The organism is Kitasatospora putterlickiae, assembly GCF_039527695.1.
In the GTDB taxonomy this organism is placed as follows: Bacteria; Actinomycetota; Actinomycetes; order Streptomycetales; family Streptomycetaceae; genus Kitasatospora; species Kitasatospora putterlickiae.
The window spans coordinates 1-16,119 of record NZ_BAAAKJ010000509.1 but is presented as its reverse complement, the minus strand read 5'-3'; the positions used below and the strand labels follow the sequence as shown (position 1 = coordinate 16,119).

General features: G+C 73.2%; 16 protein-coding genes and 1 pseudogene. 10 read left to right on the top strand and 7 right to left on the bottom strand.

Annotated features, from left to right (window positions below; all coding sequences use genetic code 11):
* Positions 1-16: 16 nt before the first annotated feature.
* Positions 17-370, bottom strand: coding sequence for a HesB/IscA family protein (locus ABD308_RS38200; protein ID WP_344345509.1), 354 nt, complete (start codon positions 368-370; stop codon positions 17-19).
* 243 nt (positions 371-613) lie between these two features.
* Here ABD308_RS38200 and ABD308_RS38195 point away from each other — a divergent pair, with 243 nt between their 5' ends.
* Positions 614-1,483: a GNAT family N-acetyltransferase gene (locus tag ABD308_RS38195; RefSeq protein ID WP_344345506.1), complete on the top strand. Its 870-nt coding sequence runs from the start codon at positions 614-616 to the stop codon at positions 1,481-1,483.
* 58 nt (positions 1,484-1,541) lie between these two features.
* Here the strand turns inward: ABD308_RS38195 and ABD308_RS38190 are convergent, their stop codons facing one another.
* From ABD308_RS38190 to ABD308_RS38180, 3 genes are all read right to left on the bottom strand, one after another.
* Positions 1,542-2,924 carry a pyridoxal phosphate-dependent decarboxylase family protein gene (locus ABD308_RS38190; protein ID WP_344345504.1) on the bottom strand — a complete coding sequence of 461 codons (1,383 nt, stop codon included), beginning with the start codon at positions 2,922-2,924 and terminating at the stop codon, positions 1,542-1,544.
* A gap of 187 nt (positions 2,925-3,111) precedes the next feature.
* Positions 3,112-3,576 carry an Lrp/AsnC family transcriptional regulator gene (locus ABD308_RS38185; protein WP_344345500.1) on the bottom strand — a complete coding sequence of 155 codons (465 nt, stop codon included), beginning with the start codon at positions 3,574-3,576 and terminating at the stop codon, positions 3,112-3,114.
* Positions 3,577-3,767: 191 nt separating this feature from the next.
* Positions 3,768-4,691 (bottom strand): NADP-dependent oxidoreductase, encoded by a 924-nt coding sequence (locus ABD308_RS38180; protein ID WP_344345497.1) that lies wholly within the window; start codon positions 4,689-4,691, stop codon positions 3,768-3,770.
* Positions 4,692-4,892: 201 nt separating this feature from the next.
* On the opposite strand from ABD308_RS38180, the gene nadA reads away from it, so the two are divergent.
* Positions 4,893-6,077, top strand: coding sequence for a quinolinate synthase NadA (gene nadA / locus ABD308_RS38175; protein WP_344345494.1), 1,185 nt, complete (start codon positions 4,893-4,895; stop codon positions 6,075-6,077).
* A gap of 91 nt (positions 6,078-6,168) precedes the next feature.
* Here nadA and pspAA read toward each other — a convergent pair whose 3' ends face one another.
* Together pspAA and ABD308_RS38165 are read right to left on the bottom strand one after the other, a co-directional pair.
* Positions 6,169-6,462 carry a PspA-associated protein PspAA gene (gene pspAA / locus ABD308_RS38170; RefSeq protein ID WP_344345492.1) on the bottom strand — a complete coding sequence of 98 codons (294 nt, stop codon included), beginning with the start codon at positions 6,460-6,462 and terminating at the stop codon, positions 6,169-6,171.
* A 59-nt stretch (positions 6,463-6,521) separates the two neighbouring features.
* Positions 6,522-7,328 carry a PspA/IM30 family protein gene (locus ABD308_RS38165; protein ID WP_344345489.1) on the bottom strand — a complete coding sequence of 269 codons (807 nt, stop codon included), beginning with the start codon at positions 7,326-7,328 and terminating at the stop codon, positions 6,522-6,524.
* A 300-nt stretch (positions 7,329-7,628) separates the two neighbouring features.
* Here ABD308_RS38165 and ABD308_RS38160 point away from each other — a divergent pair, with 300 nt between their 5' ends.
* A complete protein-coding gene (locus ABD308_RS38160; protein ID WP_344345485.1) occupies positions 7,629-8,228 on the top strand; it encodes a DUF3043 domain-containing protein in 600 nt (199 codons plus the stop codon).
* A 215-nt stretch (positions 8,229-8,443) separates the two neighbouring features.
* Positions 8,444-9,139: a class I SAM-dependent methyltransferase gene (locus ABD308_RS38155; protein ID WP_344345513.1), complete on the top strand. Its 696-nt coding sequence runs from the start codon at positions 8,444-8,446 to the stop codon at positions 9,137-9,139.
* 38 nt (positions 9,140-9,177) lie between these two features.
* On the opposite strand, the gene ABD308_RS38150 is transcribed toward ABD308_RS38155, so the two are convergent.
* Entirely contained in the window at positions 9,178-9,381 is a 204-nt protein-coding gene (locus ABD308_RS38150) for a hypothetical protein (RefSeq protein WP_344345482.1), read from the bottom strand.
* 111 nt (positions 9,382-9,492) lie between these two features.
* Here ABD308_RS38150 and cobU point away from each other — a divergent pair.
* From cobU to ABD308_RS38120, 6 genes and pseudogenes are all read left to right on the top strand, one after another.
* A pseudogene (cobU, locus tag ABD308_RS38145) lies at positions 9,493-10,059 on the top strand (bifunctional adenosylcobinamide kinase/adenosylcobinamide-phosphate guanylyltransferase); the annotation flags it as partial.
* 128 nt (positions 10,060-10,187) lie between these two features.
* Positions 10,188-11,303 carry a nicotinate-nucleotide--dimethylbenzimidazole phosphoribosyltransferase gene (locus ABD308_RS38140; protein WP_344345478.1) on the top strand — a complete coding sequence of 372 codons (1,116 nt, stop codon included), beginning with the start codon at positions 10,188-10,190 and terminating at the stop codon, positions 11,301-11,303.
* 25 nt (positions 11,304-11,328) lie between these two features.
* The gene (locus tag ABD308_RS38135; protein ID WP_425554961.1) at positions 11,329-12,147 is read left to right on the top strand and encodes an adenosylcobinamide-GDP ribazoletransferase; all 819 of its coding nucleotides are present in this window, start codon (positions 11,329-11,331) and stop codon (positions 12,145-12,147) included.
* 342 nt (positions 12,148-12,489) lie between these two features.
* A complete protein-coding gene (locus ABD308_RS38130) occupies positions 12,490-13,998 on the top strand; it encodes a leucyl aminopeptidase (RefSeq protein WP_344345470.1) in 1,509 nt (502 codons plus the stop codon).
* A gap of 390 nt (positions 13,999-14,388) precedes the next feature.
* Complete coding sequence (gene lpdA / locus ABD308_RS38125) at positions 14,389-15,795, top strand: dihydrolipoyl dehydrogenase (RefSeq protein WP_344345466.1); 1,407 nt, start codon at positions 14,389-14,391, stop codon at positions 15,793-15,795.
* 57 nt (positions 15,796-15,852) lie between these two features.
* The coding region (locus ABD308_RS38120) for a biotin/lipoyl-containing protein (protein WP_344345464.1) at positions 15,853-16,119 on the top strand (267 nt) is incomplete at its 3' end.

Sequence of the window (16,119 nt, the reverse complement as noted above, 5' to 3'; positions counted from 1 at the left end):
CCTTCGCGTCAGACCATTAGCTGAACGAGTCGCCGCAGGCGCAGGAGCCGGTGGCGTTCGGGTTGTCGATCGTGAAGCCCTGCTTCTCGATGGTGTCCACGAAGTCGACGGTCGCGCCGCCCAGGTACGGGGCGCTCATCCGGTCGGTGACGACCTTGACGCCGTTGAAGTCCTTGACCACGTCGCCGTCGAGCGAGCGCTCGTCGAAGAACAGCTGGTAACGCAGGCCGGAGCAGCCACCGGGCTGGACGGCGACCCGCAGCGCGAGGTCGTCCCGGCCTTCCTGCTCCAGCAGGGCCTTGACCTTGCCCGCGGCGGCGTCGGTGAGGAGGATGCCACCCTCGACGGTGGTCTCGTCCTTGACGGTCATCTGCTTACTCCCGGTTTTGACGACGGTCTGCCGCCAGTGCCAACCGACGGCCGCCCGGTTTCATTTCCCGGGCGGCGGGTGATTTCGGCGGCTTCGTGGCGGCGGGTTTCCGTGGGCCGGGCGTGCACCCGCTCCCTCTACGCTCCCCATGCTCGCACACCGGCGGACACCGGTCACCGCCCGATCGGACCGATCGGGGTGAACGGGCCCCGCGGCGGCGCCCGGGCCGCCAGGATGGTGGGCATGATCCTGCGCCCGGTCCAGGACACCGCCGCCGACGCGGAGGTGGTCCAGTCGCTCGCCCGTGCGGCGTTCGCCTCGCTCCCCGACACCCCGGGAGCCACCGAGCCGCCCCCTGCGTCCGTCTACCAGGCGGCCCGGACGAGACACCTGGCGCGCACCGATCCGCAGGGCTGCTGGCTCGCCGAGCTCGACGGCGAGCCGGTCGGCGCGGTGCTGGCGCTGCGCCGCGAGGGCGTCTGGGTGCTGGCGCTGCTGGTGGTGCTGCCGCGGGCGCAGGGCAAGGGGGTGGGCCGGCTGCTGCTGGACCGGGCCCTCGCGCACGGGAGCGGCTGTCTGCGCGGCATGCTGTGCTCCTCGCCGTCCCCCGCGGCCGTGCGCCGCTACCGGCTGGCGGGCTTCACGATGTACCCGGTGATGCGGCTGACCGGGCGGGTGGACCGGTCCGGTCTGGTCGACCCGGGGGACATCCCGGTGCACCCGGGCAACGCGGCGCACCAGCACCTGCTGGACTCGGTGGACCGGCGGCTGCGCGGTTCCGCGCACGGCCCGGACCACGGGCTGCTGCGCGCCCACTGCGAGGAGCTGCTGATCGCGGACTCGCTGGCGGGCAGCGGCTACTGCTACCGGGACGGCGGGGAGGTGAAGCTGCTGGCGGCCACCTCCAAGCGGATCGCCACCCGGCTGCTGCGCGAGGCGCTGGCCCGGGTCCCGGAGGGGACGCAGGCCCGGGTGGAGGCGCTGACCGCGGAGCAGGAGTGGGCGCTGGACGTCGGCCTGGAGGTGGGGCTGACCGTGGAGAGCTGCGGCTTCCTGGGCCTGCGCGGGATGCGCCCGCCGGCGCCGTACGTGCCGAACGGCGGGCTGCTGTAGAACGCCGGGACCCCCGCCGCGGCCGGTGCCGGGCGGGGGTCCCGTCGGTGCGCGGGGATCACGCCATGGTGTCGAGGATCTCGCGGACCATCTCCATGGTGGTGCCCGGGTGCAGGAAGGCGAAGCGGGCGACGGTCTCGCCGTCCCAGCCGGTGGGCGTGACGAAGCCGATCTGGTCCGCGAGCAGCTGCTGCGACCAGCGGTAGTAGTCGTCGTTGGTCCAGCCCTTGCGCTTGAAGCAGACCGCGGAGAGCTGCGGGTCGAACAGCAGCTCCAGGTGGTCGGTCTCGTTGATCAGCCGCGCGGTCTCCCGGGCGAGGGTGAGGCCGGCCTCGATGGCGTCGGTGTACGCCTGGACGCCGTGCACGGCGAGCGAGAACCAGAGCGGCAGGCCGCGGGCGCGCCGGGTCAGGTGGTAGGCGTAGTCGGTGGGGTTCCACTCGTCGCCCTCGGTGTGCAGGACGTCCAGGTAGGAGGCGTCCTGGGTGTGCACGGCGCGGGCGAGCTGGGGGTTGCGGTAGATCAGCGCGGCGCAGTCGAACGGCGCGAAGAGCCACTTGTGCGGGTCGACGACGAAGGAGTCGGCGTGCTCGATGCCGTTGTAGCGCTCCCGGACGGAGGGGGCGAACAGGCCCGCGCCGCCGTAGGCGCCGTCGACGTGGAACCAGAGGTCGTGCTCGCGGGCGACCTCGGCCAGGCCCTGGAGGTCGTCAACGATGCCCTCGTTGGTGGTGCCGGCGGTGCCGACGACGGCGATCACGGTCTCCGGGTTCGGGTCGGCGGCCAGCGCGGCGCGCAGCGCCTCGCCGGTGAACCGGCGGTCCACGGTCGGCACCTTGAACGCCTCGACGCCGATGATGTTGAAGGTGTTCTTGACCGAGGAGTGCACCTGGTCGGCGACGGCGATCCGCAGCCGGACCTCCGGGCCGCTGGGCAGGCCCTGCTCGGCGAGCCGGCGGCGGGCGGTGTCACGGGCGACCACCAGCGCGGAGAGGTTGCCGGCCGAACCGCCGGAGACGAAGACGCCGCCGGCCGAGGCGGGCATGCCCGCGCGGTCCGCCATCAGGCGCAGCACCTGGTTCTCGGCGGCGATCGCGCCGGCCGCCTCCAGCCAGGAGATGCCCTGCAGCGAGGCACAGGAGACGACCATGTCGAAGAGCAGCGCGGCCTTGGTGGGGGCGCACGGGATGAAGGACAGGTAGCGCGGGCTGTCGGCGGAGATCACCGCGCGGGAGAGCTCGTGGTCGTAGAGCTTGAGCACGTCGGCCGGGTTGTTGCCGTCCTGGTTGAGCAGGCCGGAGAGCCGGGCGCGCAGGTGCTCGCCGTCGCCGGGGTGGTCGAGCGGGACGGGGTCGTACTGCAGCCGCTCGCGCATGTAGTCGAAAACCAGGTCGACCAGGTCGCTGTCGGGCCGGTGCATGCGGTCGGGGGCTGCGGACACGGGTGTCCCTCTCGGCTGTGGGTGTCGGGGAGGATCCGGCGGCACGGGGGTTGGCACCGTGCGGCCGGACGTCATCAGCGTAGGCAGCGACGGGCCCCCGCCGCGCGTCGGAACGCGGCCGGTCGGGCAGCTTTCGGGCGTCTTCAACGGGCCCCGCGCAGGATTCCTGCGCGGGCCCCGGCGCAGGTCAGCCGATGAGCTGGGAGAGCACCACGGAGGAGCGGCTGCGCTGGACGCCGGGCTCGCGGCGGATCCGCTCGATGACCGCCTCCAGGTGCCGCATGTCGGCGGCCCGCAGGTGGACCAGGGCGTCCGGGTCGCCGGTGACCGTCCAGGCGGCGACCACCTCGGGGAACTGGCGCAGGCTGGCGAGGATCTCCTCGGGGGCGGTCCGCTCGCGGCAGTAGACCTCGACGAAGGCCTCGGTCTGCCAGCCCAGCACCGAGGGGTCGAGCACCACGGTGAAGCCGCGCACCACCCCGCGCGCCCGCAGCCGGTCGATCCGGCGGCGGACGGCGGTGGCGGAGAGGTTCACCTGGAGGCCGATCTCCGCGTAGGAGGCGCGGCCGTCCCCGGCGAGCCGGGCGAGGAGGAGGCGGTCGGTCTCGTCCAGGGAGGCCCCGACCGTCTCGTGCGCTCGGCTGCTGCTCATTGGTGCGGGGCTCCACGGGTCGTGCGGCGTAGGGAACGGCGGCGGGGCGGCGACGGGCGCCCGCTGAAACGGTTCGGCAACCATTCTGGCGGATGTCAGGAGTGAGTCCACCGCTGGCGGATGACAGCTGCCGCTCGCCGCTCGTCTCCGGGCGCTCCGGCCCGGCCCGCTCCGCCGCTCGCGACGGGGGCTCAGCCGGTCAGCAGCACGATCTTGCCCCGGGTGCGGCCCTCCGCGCTGAGCGCCTGCGCCGAGGCGGCCTGGGCGAGCGGGAAGGTTGAGGCGACGGTCACGGTCAGCCGTCCGTCGTCGGCGAGCGCGGCCAGCTCGGCCAGCCCGGCGGCGTCCGGGCGGACCCAGACGTACCGCCCGCCGCGCGCCCGGACCCCGAAGTCGGCGACCGAGGCGATCCGCGCCGGATCGGCGACCAGCCCGGCCGAGACCTCGACGGCGTCGCCGCCGACCAGGTCCAGCGCGGCGTCCACGCCCTCGGGGGCCAGCGCCCTGACCCGGTCGGCCAGGCCCTCGCCGTACCGGACCGGCTCGGCGCCCAGCGAGCGCAGGTAGTCGTGGTTGCGCTCGCCGGCGGTGCCGATCACCCGGGCGCCGGAGGCCCTGGCGATCTGGACGGCCAGGTGGCCGACCCCGCCGGCGGCGGCGTGCACCAGGACGGTGTCCCCGGCGCCCGCGCCCACCGCCCGCAGCCCTTGGAGCGCGGTGAGCCCGGCCAGCGGCAGCCCGCCGGCCTGCGCCCAGTCCAGCGCGGCCGGTTTGCGGGCCAGCGTGCGGACCGGCGCGGAGACCAGCTCGGCGTAGGTGCCGTGCTCGACCGCGTCCTTGCGGACGTAGCCGTAGACCTCGTCGCCGGGGGCGAACTCGGTGACCCCGCCGCCCACCGCGCGGACCACCCCCGCCGCGTCCCAGCCCATCACCAGCGGGAAGTGCGCGTCGAGCAGGCCGTCCAGCCGCCCCTCCCGCACCTTCCAGTCGACCGGGTTCACCCCGGCCGCCCTGACCTGGACCAGGACCGAGTCCGGGCCGACCTTGGGATCGGGCAGGTCGGTGTACTCGACCACCTCGGGGCCGCCGTAGCGGTGGATCGCGATTGCCTTCATGCCACCAGCGAAACCCGGACGGGCCTGGATCCCGTTTCGGCCACGCCGCAGACCGCCGGGAAGGCTCCGAACCGGCGAGCGGTTCTCGTCACATCGACAGGATGGCCATCGTCACTCTGACGCTAACCGGTTATCATAGATTGCGTCAGATAGACGAAAAGGCTGCACCGCTTGATCGGCCGCACAGAAGGGCACCCGCCCGTGACCACCACCATCACCGAGACCTACGGCGTCGACCCCACTCCGACGCCGCTCGCTCTGCTGCTGCTCGGCCGCGAGGCCGACCCGAACAGCGAGCGCGGCGTCGAATGCCCCGGTGACCTCCCCCCGGCCTCCGACCCGAACCTCGTCGAGCGCGCCCGGGCGGCCAAGGCCGCGCTCGGAGAGCGCGTCTTCATCCTGGGCCACCACTACCAGCGCGACGAGGTGATCGAGTTCGCCGACGTCACCGGCGACTCCTTCAAGCTCGCCCGCGACGCGGCGGCCCGCCCGGAGGCCGAGTACATCGTCTTCTGCGGTGTGCACTTCATGGCCGAGTCCGCCGACATCCTCACCGGCGACGCCCAGCAGGTCGTCCTGCCGGACCTCGCGGCCGGCTGTTCGATGGCCGACATGGCCACCGCCGAGCAGGTCGCCGAGTGCTGGGACGTGCTGACCGACGCCGGCATAGCCGACGTCACCGTCCCGGTCTCGTACATGAACTCCTCCGCCGACATCAAGGCCTTCACCGGCCGGCACGGCGGCACCATCTGCACCTCCTCCAACGCCAAGCGGGCGCTGGAGTGGGCGTTCGAGCAGGGAGAGAAGGTGCTGTTCCTGCCCGACCAGCACCTGGGCCGCAACACCGCGGTGCGCGACATGGGCCTCTCGCTGGAGGACTGCGTCGTCTACAACCCGCACAAGCCGAACGGCGGCCTGACCGCCGAGCAGCTGCGGGACGCGAAGATGATCCTCTGGCGCGGCCACTGCTCGGTGCACGGGCGCTTCACCCTGGACTCGGTGAACGACGTGCGCGAGCGGATCCCGGGCGTCACCGTCCTGGTGCACCCGGAGTGCCGGCACGAGGTCGTCGCGGCCGCCGACATGGTGGGCTCCACCGAGTACATCATCAAGGCGCTGGACGCCGCCGAGCCCGGCTCCACGTGGGCCATCGGCACCGAGCTGAACCTGGTCCGCCGGCTCGCCAAGGCGCACCCGGACAAGGAGATCGTCTTCCTGGACCGGGCGGTCTGCTTCTGCTCGACCATGAACCGGATCGACCTGCCGCACCTGGTCTGGGCGCTGGAGTCACTGGTCGAGGGCCGGGTGCCGAACGTGATCACCGTCGACCCGGAGACCGAGAAGCACGCCAAGGCGGCGCTGGACCGGATGCTGGCCCTGCCGTAGCGGTGCGCCGCGCGGGCGCACGGACGACGAAGGGCGGGCCCCCTCCCCGGCGTGGGAGGGGGCCCGCCCCTGTGTCTGGCCGAGACGGCGGCTAGTCGGGCACGCCCGGGATGAGACCGTCGCCCTCGGCCCGCAGCAGTTCGCGGACCTGGCCGATGGTGGCCTCGGCGTCCGGCAGGATCAGGTCGGACGGCTCCAGCGAGTCGTCCGGCAGCGGGGTGCCGAATTCCTTCACGGCGCCGAGCAGCTCTCCGAGCGCCCGGCGGAAGTGTTCCTCGTCCCCCGACTCCAGTGCGGTGAGGAGCTCCTCGTCGAGCTCGTTGAGCCGGTTCAGGTGGGTCGCGCCCACCTCGAACTGGCCCTCACCCATGACCCTCATGATCATGCCGTGCGTCTCCCTGTTCCTGGGGATTTCTCCCGGAGTGCTCCGGGGCGGAGCTCAGGTCACTTGTTGTAGTTGATCCGCGGGCTGTCCTGCTGCTGCGGCGCGGCGTCCTGCGGGCGACCCTGCTCGATCGCCTGCGGGCCGGAGGCCGGGGAGCCGCCGGTCAGCTCGGCCTTCATCCGGGCCAGCTCCAGTTCGACGTCGGAGCCGCCGGCCACCCGCTCCAGCTCGGCCTCGATGTCGTCCTTGCGGCCGAGACCGCTGGCGTCGTCGAGCGCGCCGGAGGCCAGCAGCTCGTCGATCGCACCGGCCCGGGCCTGCATCTGCGCGGTCTTGTCCTCGGCCCGCTGGATCGCCAGGCCGACGTCGCCCATCTCCTCCGAGATGCCGGAGAAGGACTCGGCGATCCGGGTCTGCGCCTGGGCCGCGGTGTAGGTGGCCTTGATGGTCTCCTTCTTGGTGCGGAAGGCGTCGACCTTGGCCTGCAGCCGCTGGGAGGCGAGCGTGAGCTTCTCCTCCTCGGCCTGGAGCTGCTGGTACTGCACCTGCAGGTCGTTGATCTGGGACTGCATGTTCGACTTGCGGGTCAGGGCCTCGCGGGCGAGGTCCTCCCGGCCGAGCGAGAGCGCCTTGCGGCCCTGGTCCTCGTACTTCGCCGACTGCTGCTGCAGCTGGGTCAGCTGGAGCTCCAGCCGCTTGCGCGAGGTGGCCACGTCCGCGACGCCGCGACGCACCTTCTGCAGCAGCTCCAACTGCTTCTGGTACGAATAATCCAGCGTCTCGCGCGGGTCCTCCGCCCGGTCCAGGGCCTTGTTCGCCTTGGAGCGGAAGATCAGCCCCATACGCTTCATGATTCCGTCGCTCATGGGCCTCGGGTGCCCCCTTCTCCGGCCTGCGGTCTCTATCTCGTTACCAGACACGACGAGTGTATGTGCAGCGAGCCCGTCGCCGCAGTGCACCTGCCTGCAACAAGCCTGCTACAGGTCGGTCCCGCGAAGCCTCCTCCGGGGGGTGGATTCCGTTCTCATTCCACCCGCCGGTCAGCGGAGTGATCCCCTACGGGGAACCCCTGGGAAACCCGAAGCCGCCGGTCCGGGACGCGATCGATACGCATTCGGTTCCCGGGGGACCGGAGAACGCGGTCCCGCACCCCGTACGCTGGTGGTGTGTTCCGACGCCGTTCAGATGATGCCGCTGCCTCCGCCGCCGTGCTGGAGAAGCAGGACGAGACGACCCAGCCGCGCGACCCGCAGGCGAAGAAGGGCCGGCCCACGCCCAAGCGCAGTGAGGCCGAGGCCAACCGGCGGACCCGGGTCAGCGTGCCCAAGGACCGCAAGGAGGCCGCCCGCCAGGCCCGCGACCGGGTGCGTGCCGAGCGCGAGAAGCAGCGCACCGCGCTGATGGAGGGCGACGAGCGCCACCTCCCGGCCCGTGACAAGGGCCCGGTGCGCAAGTTCGCCCGCGACTACGTGGACGCCCGCTGGTCGCTGGCCGAGTTCTTCCTTCCGGCCGCCGTCCTCATCCTGGTGCTCAGCATCGTGAAGGTGCCGGCCCTCCAGCTGCTCTCCACGCTGCTGTTCCTGCTCTTCTTCGTCCTGGTGATCCTGGACTTCGTCCGGCTCGGCTTCGGCCTGCGCAAGCAGCTCACCGAACGCTTCGCCGGGCAGAACACCCGCGGCGCGGTCGCCTACGGCCTGATGCGCATCCTGCAGATGCGCCGGCTGCGACTGCCCAAGCCGCAGGTGCGGCGCGGGGAGAAGCCCTGACCGCCGAACCGGTGGACTCCGGCTGGGCCCCTCCCGTCTGGGACGGGCCCGGCCTCTACGCGCTCCCCGGCCAGGGCGGCGGCGGCCACGACCGCGGCGGCCACGGCCTGACCGGGTACGAGCGGCGGCTGCCCTCGCGCAGCGGCTCCTTCTCCGGCGGCGCGGCCCCCTCCCCCGGCCGGCCGGGCTCGCTGCGCCACCTCGTCCGGCAGGAGATGGTCGCCCGGCAGCTCGCCGAGCAGCTCACCGGCCGCGCCGCGCAGCGCGTCCTCGACATCGGCTGTGGCCAGGGCACCCAGGCACTGCGGCTGGCCCGGGCCGGCCACTACGTCACCGGCATCGACTCCGACCCGGCCGCGCTCGGCACCGCCCAGCAGGCGCTCGCCGAGGAGCCCGAGGCGGTGCGCGAGCGGATCCAGCTGCTGATCGGCGACGGGCACCAGTGCGGGCGCTGGTTCGGGGCGCGCAGCTTCGACGTCGTGCTCTGCCACGGCGTGCTGATGTACCTGCCGGACCCCGATCCGATGATCGCCTCGCTGGCCCGGCTGCTCGCCCCCGGCGGGCTGCTCTCACTGGTGGTGCGCAACCGCGACGCGCTCGCGCTGCGGCCCGCCGCGGCCGGCGACTGGCGGGCCGCCCTGGACGCCTTCGACAGCGACCGGTACTACAACCGGCTCGGGCTGGCGGCCCGCGCCGACCGGATCGCCGACCTCACCGTCACCCTCTCCGAGGTGTCCGTGCCGCTGCGGCACTGGTACGGCGTCCGGGTCTTCACCGACCACGCCCCCGACGACGCGGCGCCGGTCGACGGCCGGCAGCTCGCGCAGCTGCTGGAGGCCGAGGAGCGGGCCGGGCGCACCGACCCGTACCGGCGGGTCGCCGCGCTGCTGCACGTCGTCGGGATGAAGTAGCCCCGGAGCCGCCGGCCCCGGGGCCACCGCCGGACGGCTCAGTCCTCGTGCAGGCTCATCGTGTAGACCTCCCGGCCGTCGTCCAGCAGCACGGCACGGTCCACGCCGTCCTCGGCCAGCTGCTTCCAGTTCTCCCCGATCCAGGTCTCCGCGTCCCCCTGGCCGGCGAACTCCTCCGCCTGGCCGTTCTCCGGGGCCACCACGGCGCCGTCCGCCTTCTCGTACCGCCACGTCCAGACCATGCCCGGCTCCTCCCGCCGACGACAGCCATGCGCTGTGTGCGCACCCTAAGCCCTCAGGTTGCCCGGCGGGATCTTCGGTATGCGCGGTGCGCGAGGATGGGGCGCATGACACCTGACGCCCCGCTCCCCCGCACCCTCGTCCTCGGCGGCGCCCGGTCCGGCAAGTCCACCAGGGCCGAGCGGCTGCTCGCCCACCACGCGGACGTGCTGTACGTCGCCACCAGCGGCAGCAGGGACGGCGACGCCGAGTGGGCGCGGCGGGTCGCGCTGCACCGGGAGCGGCGTCCGGCGAGCTGGCGCACCGCCGAGACCTGTGACCTGGAGGCGGTGCTGGCGGACACCGCCGACCCGGCGCCGGTGCTGGTGGACTGCCTGGCGCTGTGGCTGACCGCCGTCATGGACGAGTGCGGCGCCTGGGACGACGCGGTCTGGGCGGACGGCGGCGAGGCCGCGGTGCAGCGGCGCTGCGAGGCGCTGGCGGCGGCCTGGGCGGGCACCCGGCGCCAGGTGGTGGCGGTCAGCAACGAGGTGGGCATGGGCGTCGTCCCGGCCACCGCGTCGGGCCGCCGGTTCCGCGACACCCTGGGCCGGCTCAACATGGCCGTCGCCGATGCCTCGGAGCGTGTGCTGCTGGTGGTGGCGGGGCAGGTTCTCACCGTCAAACCCGCCGTCGGCTGAACAGGCGCGTCCACGTCCCTCCCGGGTGCCGGGCACAACGCCGCTTCCTTCGTCGGCGGCTAGGCCCTTCTCCCTTTCGGCACCGGGGCACCCCTGCGGTGAACCTGTGGCGTGTAGCCTTCCGGACGATGGACACGACCGTGGATCTCGATACGTTCTCCTCGCTCGTCGAGCGCCCCGACGAGAGCGCCCGGCGCGCCGCCGAGGAGCGGTGGCAGGAGCTGGACCGGCCTCGCAACGGCCTCGGCAGGCTGGAGGAGCTGGGCGCCTGGCTGTCGTCCGTGCAGGGGCGTTCCCCGGTGCGGCCGCTGTCGGCGCCCAAGGTGGTGCTGTTCGCCGCCGACCACGGGGTGGCGCGCCTCGGGGTGTCCCGGCTGCCCGCGCAGGGCGGCACGGCGGCACGGGTGCGGGCCGTGCTCGACGGCACCGCGCCGGTCGCGCTGCTCGCGCGGCGGTTCGGCGCCGGGGTGCGGGTGGTGGACGTCGCGGTCGACGCGGACGCCGCCGACTTCCCCGGCGAGGTGACGGAGCACCGGGTGCGGCGCGGCTCCGGGCGGATCGACGTCGAGGACGCGCTGAGCCCCGAGGAGACCGCCAAGGCCTTCCGGGCCGGCATGGCGGTGGCCGACGAGGAGGCCGACGCGGGGACCGACCTGGTGGTGCTCGGCGACCTCGGGGTCGGCGCGACCACGGTGGCCGCGGTGCTGGTCGGCGCGCTCTGCGGGACGGACGCGGCGGCGGTCACCGGGCGCGGGTCGGGCATCGACGACCGGGTGTGGATGGTCAAGTGCGCCACGGTGCGGGACTCGCTGCGGCGGGCCCGGCCGGTGCTGGGCGACCAGCTGGCACTGCTCGGGGCCACCGGTGGCGCGGACTTCGCCGCGATCACCGGGTTCCTGCTGCAGGCCGCGGTGCGCAAGCTGCCGGTGGTGCTGGACGGGGTGGTCTCGGCGGCGTGCGCGCTGGTCGCGCAGCGGATCGCCTTCCGGGCGCCGGAGTGGTGGCGGGCCGGGCAGAGCAGCGGTGAGCCGGCGCAGGCGAAGGCGTACGACCGGCTGACCCTGACGCCGCTGCAGGAGCAGGGCATCACCATGGGCGAGGGGGTCGGCGCGCTGATGGCGCTGCCGCTGCTCCAGGCGGCGGCGGACACGCTGGCCGAGAAGATGCCGGAGCTGTTCGTGCCGGCGGCGCCGAAGGAGCCGGCCCGGCTGCCGACGGCGGCGGAGCTGCTGGGGAAGTTGTAGGGAATTCAAGGGTCCGGGCCGCGTCATGACGACGGGTCCGGGCCCTTTCGCTGTTCCGAGTGGTCGGTGGGTGGTCGGTGTGTGGGACGGGGCGCGGTTCGCGTTCGGGACCCTGTCGGTGGTGCCGGTGCGGGTGCGGCGGTGGGACCGGGAGGCCGGGGGGCGGGCGATGGTGCTCGCGCCGCTGGTCGGGGTGGTGCTGGGAGCGGTCGCGGCGGGCGCGGGGGCGGTGGTCGCCTGGCGGGCGGGCGGGCTGCTCGGGGCGGTGGCGGCGGTCGGGGTGCTCGCGGTGCTCACCCGGGGCCTGCACCTGGACGGACTCGCGGACGTCGCGGACGGCCTGGGCAGCGGCAAGCCCGCCGAGGACGCGTTGCGGATCATGAAGCAGTCGGACATCGGCCCGTTCGGCGTGCTCACCCTCGTCCTGGTGCTGCTGGCGCAGGTGGCCGCGCTGGCCGGGCAGTTCGCCGTGTCCCCGCTGCGCGGGGCGCTCGCGGTGCTCACGGGGGCGGTGGCCGCGCGCTGCGCGCTCGCCTGGGGGTGTCTGCGGTCGGTGCCGGCGGCCCGGCCCGGGGGGCTCGGCGCGATGGTGGCGGGCACCGTGACGCCGGGCGCGGCCATCGCCTCGACGGGCGTCGCGGCGGCGCTGCTCGCCCTCACCGGACTGGCTGACGCAGGGTCAGCCGTGCTATGGCCGACGGCTGTTGTGGTGGGCGTCGGCGGCGCGTGGCTGCTGCTGCGGCGCTGTCTGCGGCGGTTCGGCGGGATCACCGGGGACGTGCTCGGCGCGATGGCGGAGACCGCCGCGACCGCTGGCCTGCTGACACTCGCGCTGCTGCGCTGAGCGGGACGCCGGCGAGGACACCGGGGAAGACGCCAAAGCCAGCGCGTCGAAAGGCGGTACACCGGGCGGCGCGTGATCCCACCATGCGGACTACCATGCGGGGAGCACCGCAGCCCTGCACCGCCGCAGGTCCTGCCCGTCCGGCGCGCGTTGGGGCNNAGAGGACGGCGAGCGTGACCAGCGTGAGCACCACCGCGCCGGCGATCACGACGCCCGCGGTGCGGATGTTCGCGGCCTGCTCGGCGGACGCCGGCCGGTCGGCCTGGCCGGCGGTCCGGGCTGCGCCGGTGCGGCACTCGCGCCGCGACCGGTCGTGGACCGCGAAAGAACAGGACGTTTTACGTGACTGCATTGTCTGTGAGCACCTCCGCCGCCGCCTCGCTGCGCGCGGACGCCCTGGTGATCGGTGTGGCGAAGGGCCCGAAGGGCATCGTGCTGGCCCCCGGCGCCGAGGCCGCGGCCGAGGCGTTCGAGGGCAAGCTGGCCGAGGTGCTCGGCACGCTGGGCGCCACCGGCGCCGAGGGCGAGACCGTCAAGGTCCCCTCCCCGGCCGGTCTGAAGGCCTCGCTCGTGCTCGCGGTCGGTCTCGGTGACGCCGCCGAGGGCGGGTACGAGCTGGAGGCGCTGCGCCGCGCCGCCGGTGTCGCCGCCCGCACCCTGGCGGGTGCCAAGAAGGCCGCGCTGGCCCTGCCGGCCGAGTCGGCCGACGAGATCGAGGCGGTCGCGCTGGGCGCCCTGCTCGGTTCGTACGCGTTCGGCACTTACAAGAACAACGGCAACGGCGGCAAGGAGCCGGTCGGCGAGCTGGTGCTGCTGTCGACCCGCAAGGGCAGCAAGGAGGCCAAGGCCGCCGTCGAGCGCGCCCTGGTCGTCGGCGAGGAGATGAACCGCGCCCGCGACCTGGTCAACACCGCCCCGAACGACCTGAACCCGAAGTCCTTCGCCGCGCTCGCCCAGGCGGCCGGCAAGGAGCACGGCCTCAAGGTCGAGGTGCTGGACGAGAAGGCGCTGCTCAAGGGCGGCTACGGCGGTCTGCTCGGCGTCGGCAACGGCTCGGTCAACCCGCCCCGCCTGGTGAAGGTGGCGTACACCCACCCGAAGGCCAAGGCCACCCTGGCGTTCGTCGGCAAGGGCATCACCTACGACTCGGGCGGCATCTCGCTGAAGCCGGCCGGCCACAACGAGACGATGAAGTGCGACATGGCCGGCGCCGCCGCGGTGTTCGCCGCCGTCGTCGCCGCCAAGCGCCTCGGCCTGCAGGTCAACGTCACCGCCTGGCTGGCGCTGGCGGAGAACATGCCGTCCGGCTCGGCCACCCGCCCGGGTGACGTGCTGCGCATGTACGGCGGCAAGACCGTCGAGGTGCTGAACACCGACGCCGAGGGCCGCCTGGTGCTGGCCGACGCCATCGTGCGGGCCGGCGAGGAGAACCCGGACGCGATCGTCGACGTCGCGACCCTGACCGGCGCGATGATGATGGCGCTGGGCAACCGCACCTTCGGCGTGATGGCCAACGCCGACGAGCTGCGCGCGACCCTGCACGCGGCCGCCGGCGAGGTGGGCGAGCAGTCCTGGCCGATGCCGCTGCCGGCCGAGCTGCGCAAGGGCATGACCGAGTCGACCGTCGCCGACCTGGCCAACATGGGCGAGCGGATGGGCGGCGGCCTGGTGGCCGGCCTGTTCCTGAAGGAGTTCGTGGCCGAGGGCATCGACTGGGCCCACCTGGACATCGCCGGCCCGGCGTTCCACGAGGGCGCGCCGTTCGGCTACACCCCCAAGGGCGGCACCGCCTCCGCGGTGCGCACCCTGGTCCGCTTCGCCGAGCAGAAGGCGGCGGGCGGCAAGGCCTGACGGCCGGGGACGACCGAGGGACGGGGTCCGGCGCGCACGCGCCGGACCCCGTCCGGCTTCCCCGGCGCCGGTTACCCACCGGTAGGGGCCGAGGCGCCCGCCGCACCCCTGTTCGCTGCGGGCGAAACTTTGTTCCGCACTGCGGAACCGGGGGCTCCACCGGCCCCGCGACCATCCGCCCCTCCCCCGGTCAACCCTGCCCTGAGCTGCGACGATGCCCCTCCGTCCGGGGTGTTCCCACCCCTGCGACCACCCCTCGGGACACCCCTGGAGCGGACCCGGACATCAGCCGCCGCGAACAAGTGCGAAGATGTATTTCCGGCACGACTGGGCGCCCCACAAAGGCTTCCGACCCACCGGACCGCGACCGGCCCGGCGATCCACACCCCATTGCATGGAGGACGTGACGTGGCGAACGACGCCAGCACCGTTTTCGACGTAGTCATTCTCGGAGGCGGAAGCGGCGGTTACGCCGCGGCGCTCCGCGGCGCCCAGCTGGGCCTGAGCGTCGCCCTGGTCGAGAAGGGTGAGCTCGGCGGCACCTGCCTGCACCGCGGCTGCATCCCGACCAAGGCCCTGCTGCACGCCGCCGAGATCGCCGACGAGACGAAGGAGGCCGCCGAGTTCGGCGTGCTGGCCACCTTCCAGGGCATCGACATCAACGGCGTCCACAAGTACAAGGACGACGTCATCGCCGGCCTGTACAAGGGCCTGCAGGGCCTGGTGGCGTCCCGCAAGGTCACCTTCATCCAGGGCGAGGGCAAGCTCTCCTCGCAGACCTCGGTGGACGTCAACGGCCAGCGCATCGAGGGCCGCCACATCGTCCTGGCGACCGGTTCCGTGCCGCGCTCGATCCCGGGCCTGGAGATCGACGGCAACCGCGTCATCTCCTCGGACCACGCCCTCAAGCTCGACCGCATCCCGAAGTCGGCCGTCATCCTCGGCGGCGGCGTGATCGGCGTCGAGTTCGCCTCGGTCTGGAAGTCGTTCGGCGTCGACGTCACCATCGTCGAGGCCCTGCCGCACCTGGTCCCGCTGGAGGACGAGAACTCCTCCAAGCTGCTGGAGCGCGCCTTCCGCAAGCGCGGCATCAAGTTCGAGCTGAAGGCCCGCTTCACCGGCGTCGAGTACACCGAGACCGGTGTGCGCGTCTCCACCGAGAACGGCAAGCAGATCGAGGCCGACCTGCTGCTGGTCGCCATCGGCCGCGGCCCGGTCTCGGCCGGCCTCGGCTACGAGGAGAACGGGGTCGCGATGGACCGCGGCTACGTCCTCGTCGACGAGTACATGCGCACCAACGTGCCGACCGTCTCGGCCGTCGGCGACCTCGCCCCGACCCTGCAGCTGGCGCACGTCGGCTTCGCCGAGGGCATTCTGGTCGCCGAGCGCCTGGCCGGCCTCAAGCCGGTGCCGATCGACTACGACGGCGTCCCGCGGGTGACCTACTCCAACCCCGAGGTGGCCTCCGTCGGCATCTCCGAGGCCAAGGCCGTCGAGCTGTACGGCAAGGAGAAGGTCGTCACCCTCAAGTACAACCTGGCCGGCAACGGCAAGAGCAAGATCCTGAAGACCGCCGGCGAGATCAAGCTCGTCCAGGTCAAGGACGGCGCCGTGGTCGGTGTCCACATGGTCGGCGCCCGCATGGGCGAGCAGGTCGGCGAGGCCCAGCTGATCTACAACTGGGAGGCTCTGCCGGCCGAGGTCGCGCAGCTCATCCACGCCCACCCGACCCAGTCCGAGGCCCTCGGCGAGGCGCACCTGGCGCTGGCCGGCAAGCCGCTGCACGCGCACGACTGATCGCGCCCCCTTACCCCCCATTCCAGTTCGCAAGACTTGATAGGAGTCGCTGAAACCATGGCGGTCTCAGTAACACTGCCCGCGCTGGGCGAGAGCGTTTCCGAGGGCACCGTCACCCGTTGGCTGAAGGCCGAGGGTGAGCGCGTGGAGGTCGACGAGCCGCTGCTCGAGGTCTCCACCGACAAGGTCGACACCGAGATCCCGGCGCCGGCCTCCGGCATTCTGGCCTCGATCAAGGTCGGCGAGGACGAGACCGTCGAGGTCGGCGCCGAGCTGGCGATCATCGACGACGGCTCGGGCGCCCCGGTCGCCGCGCCGGCTCCC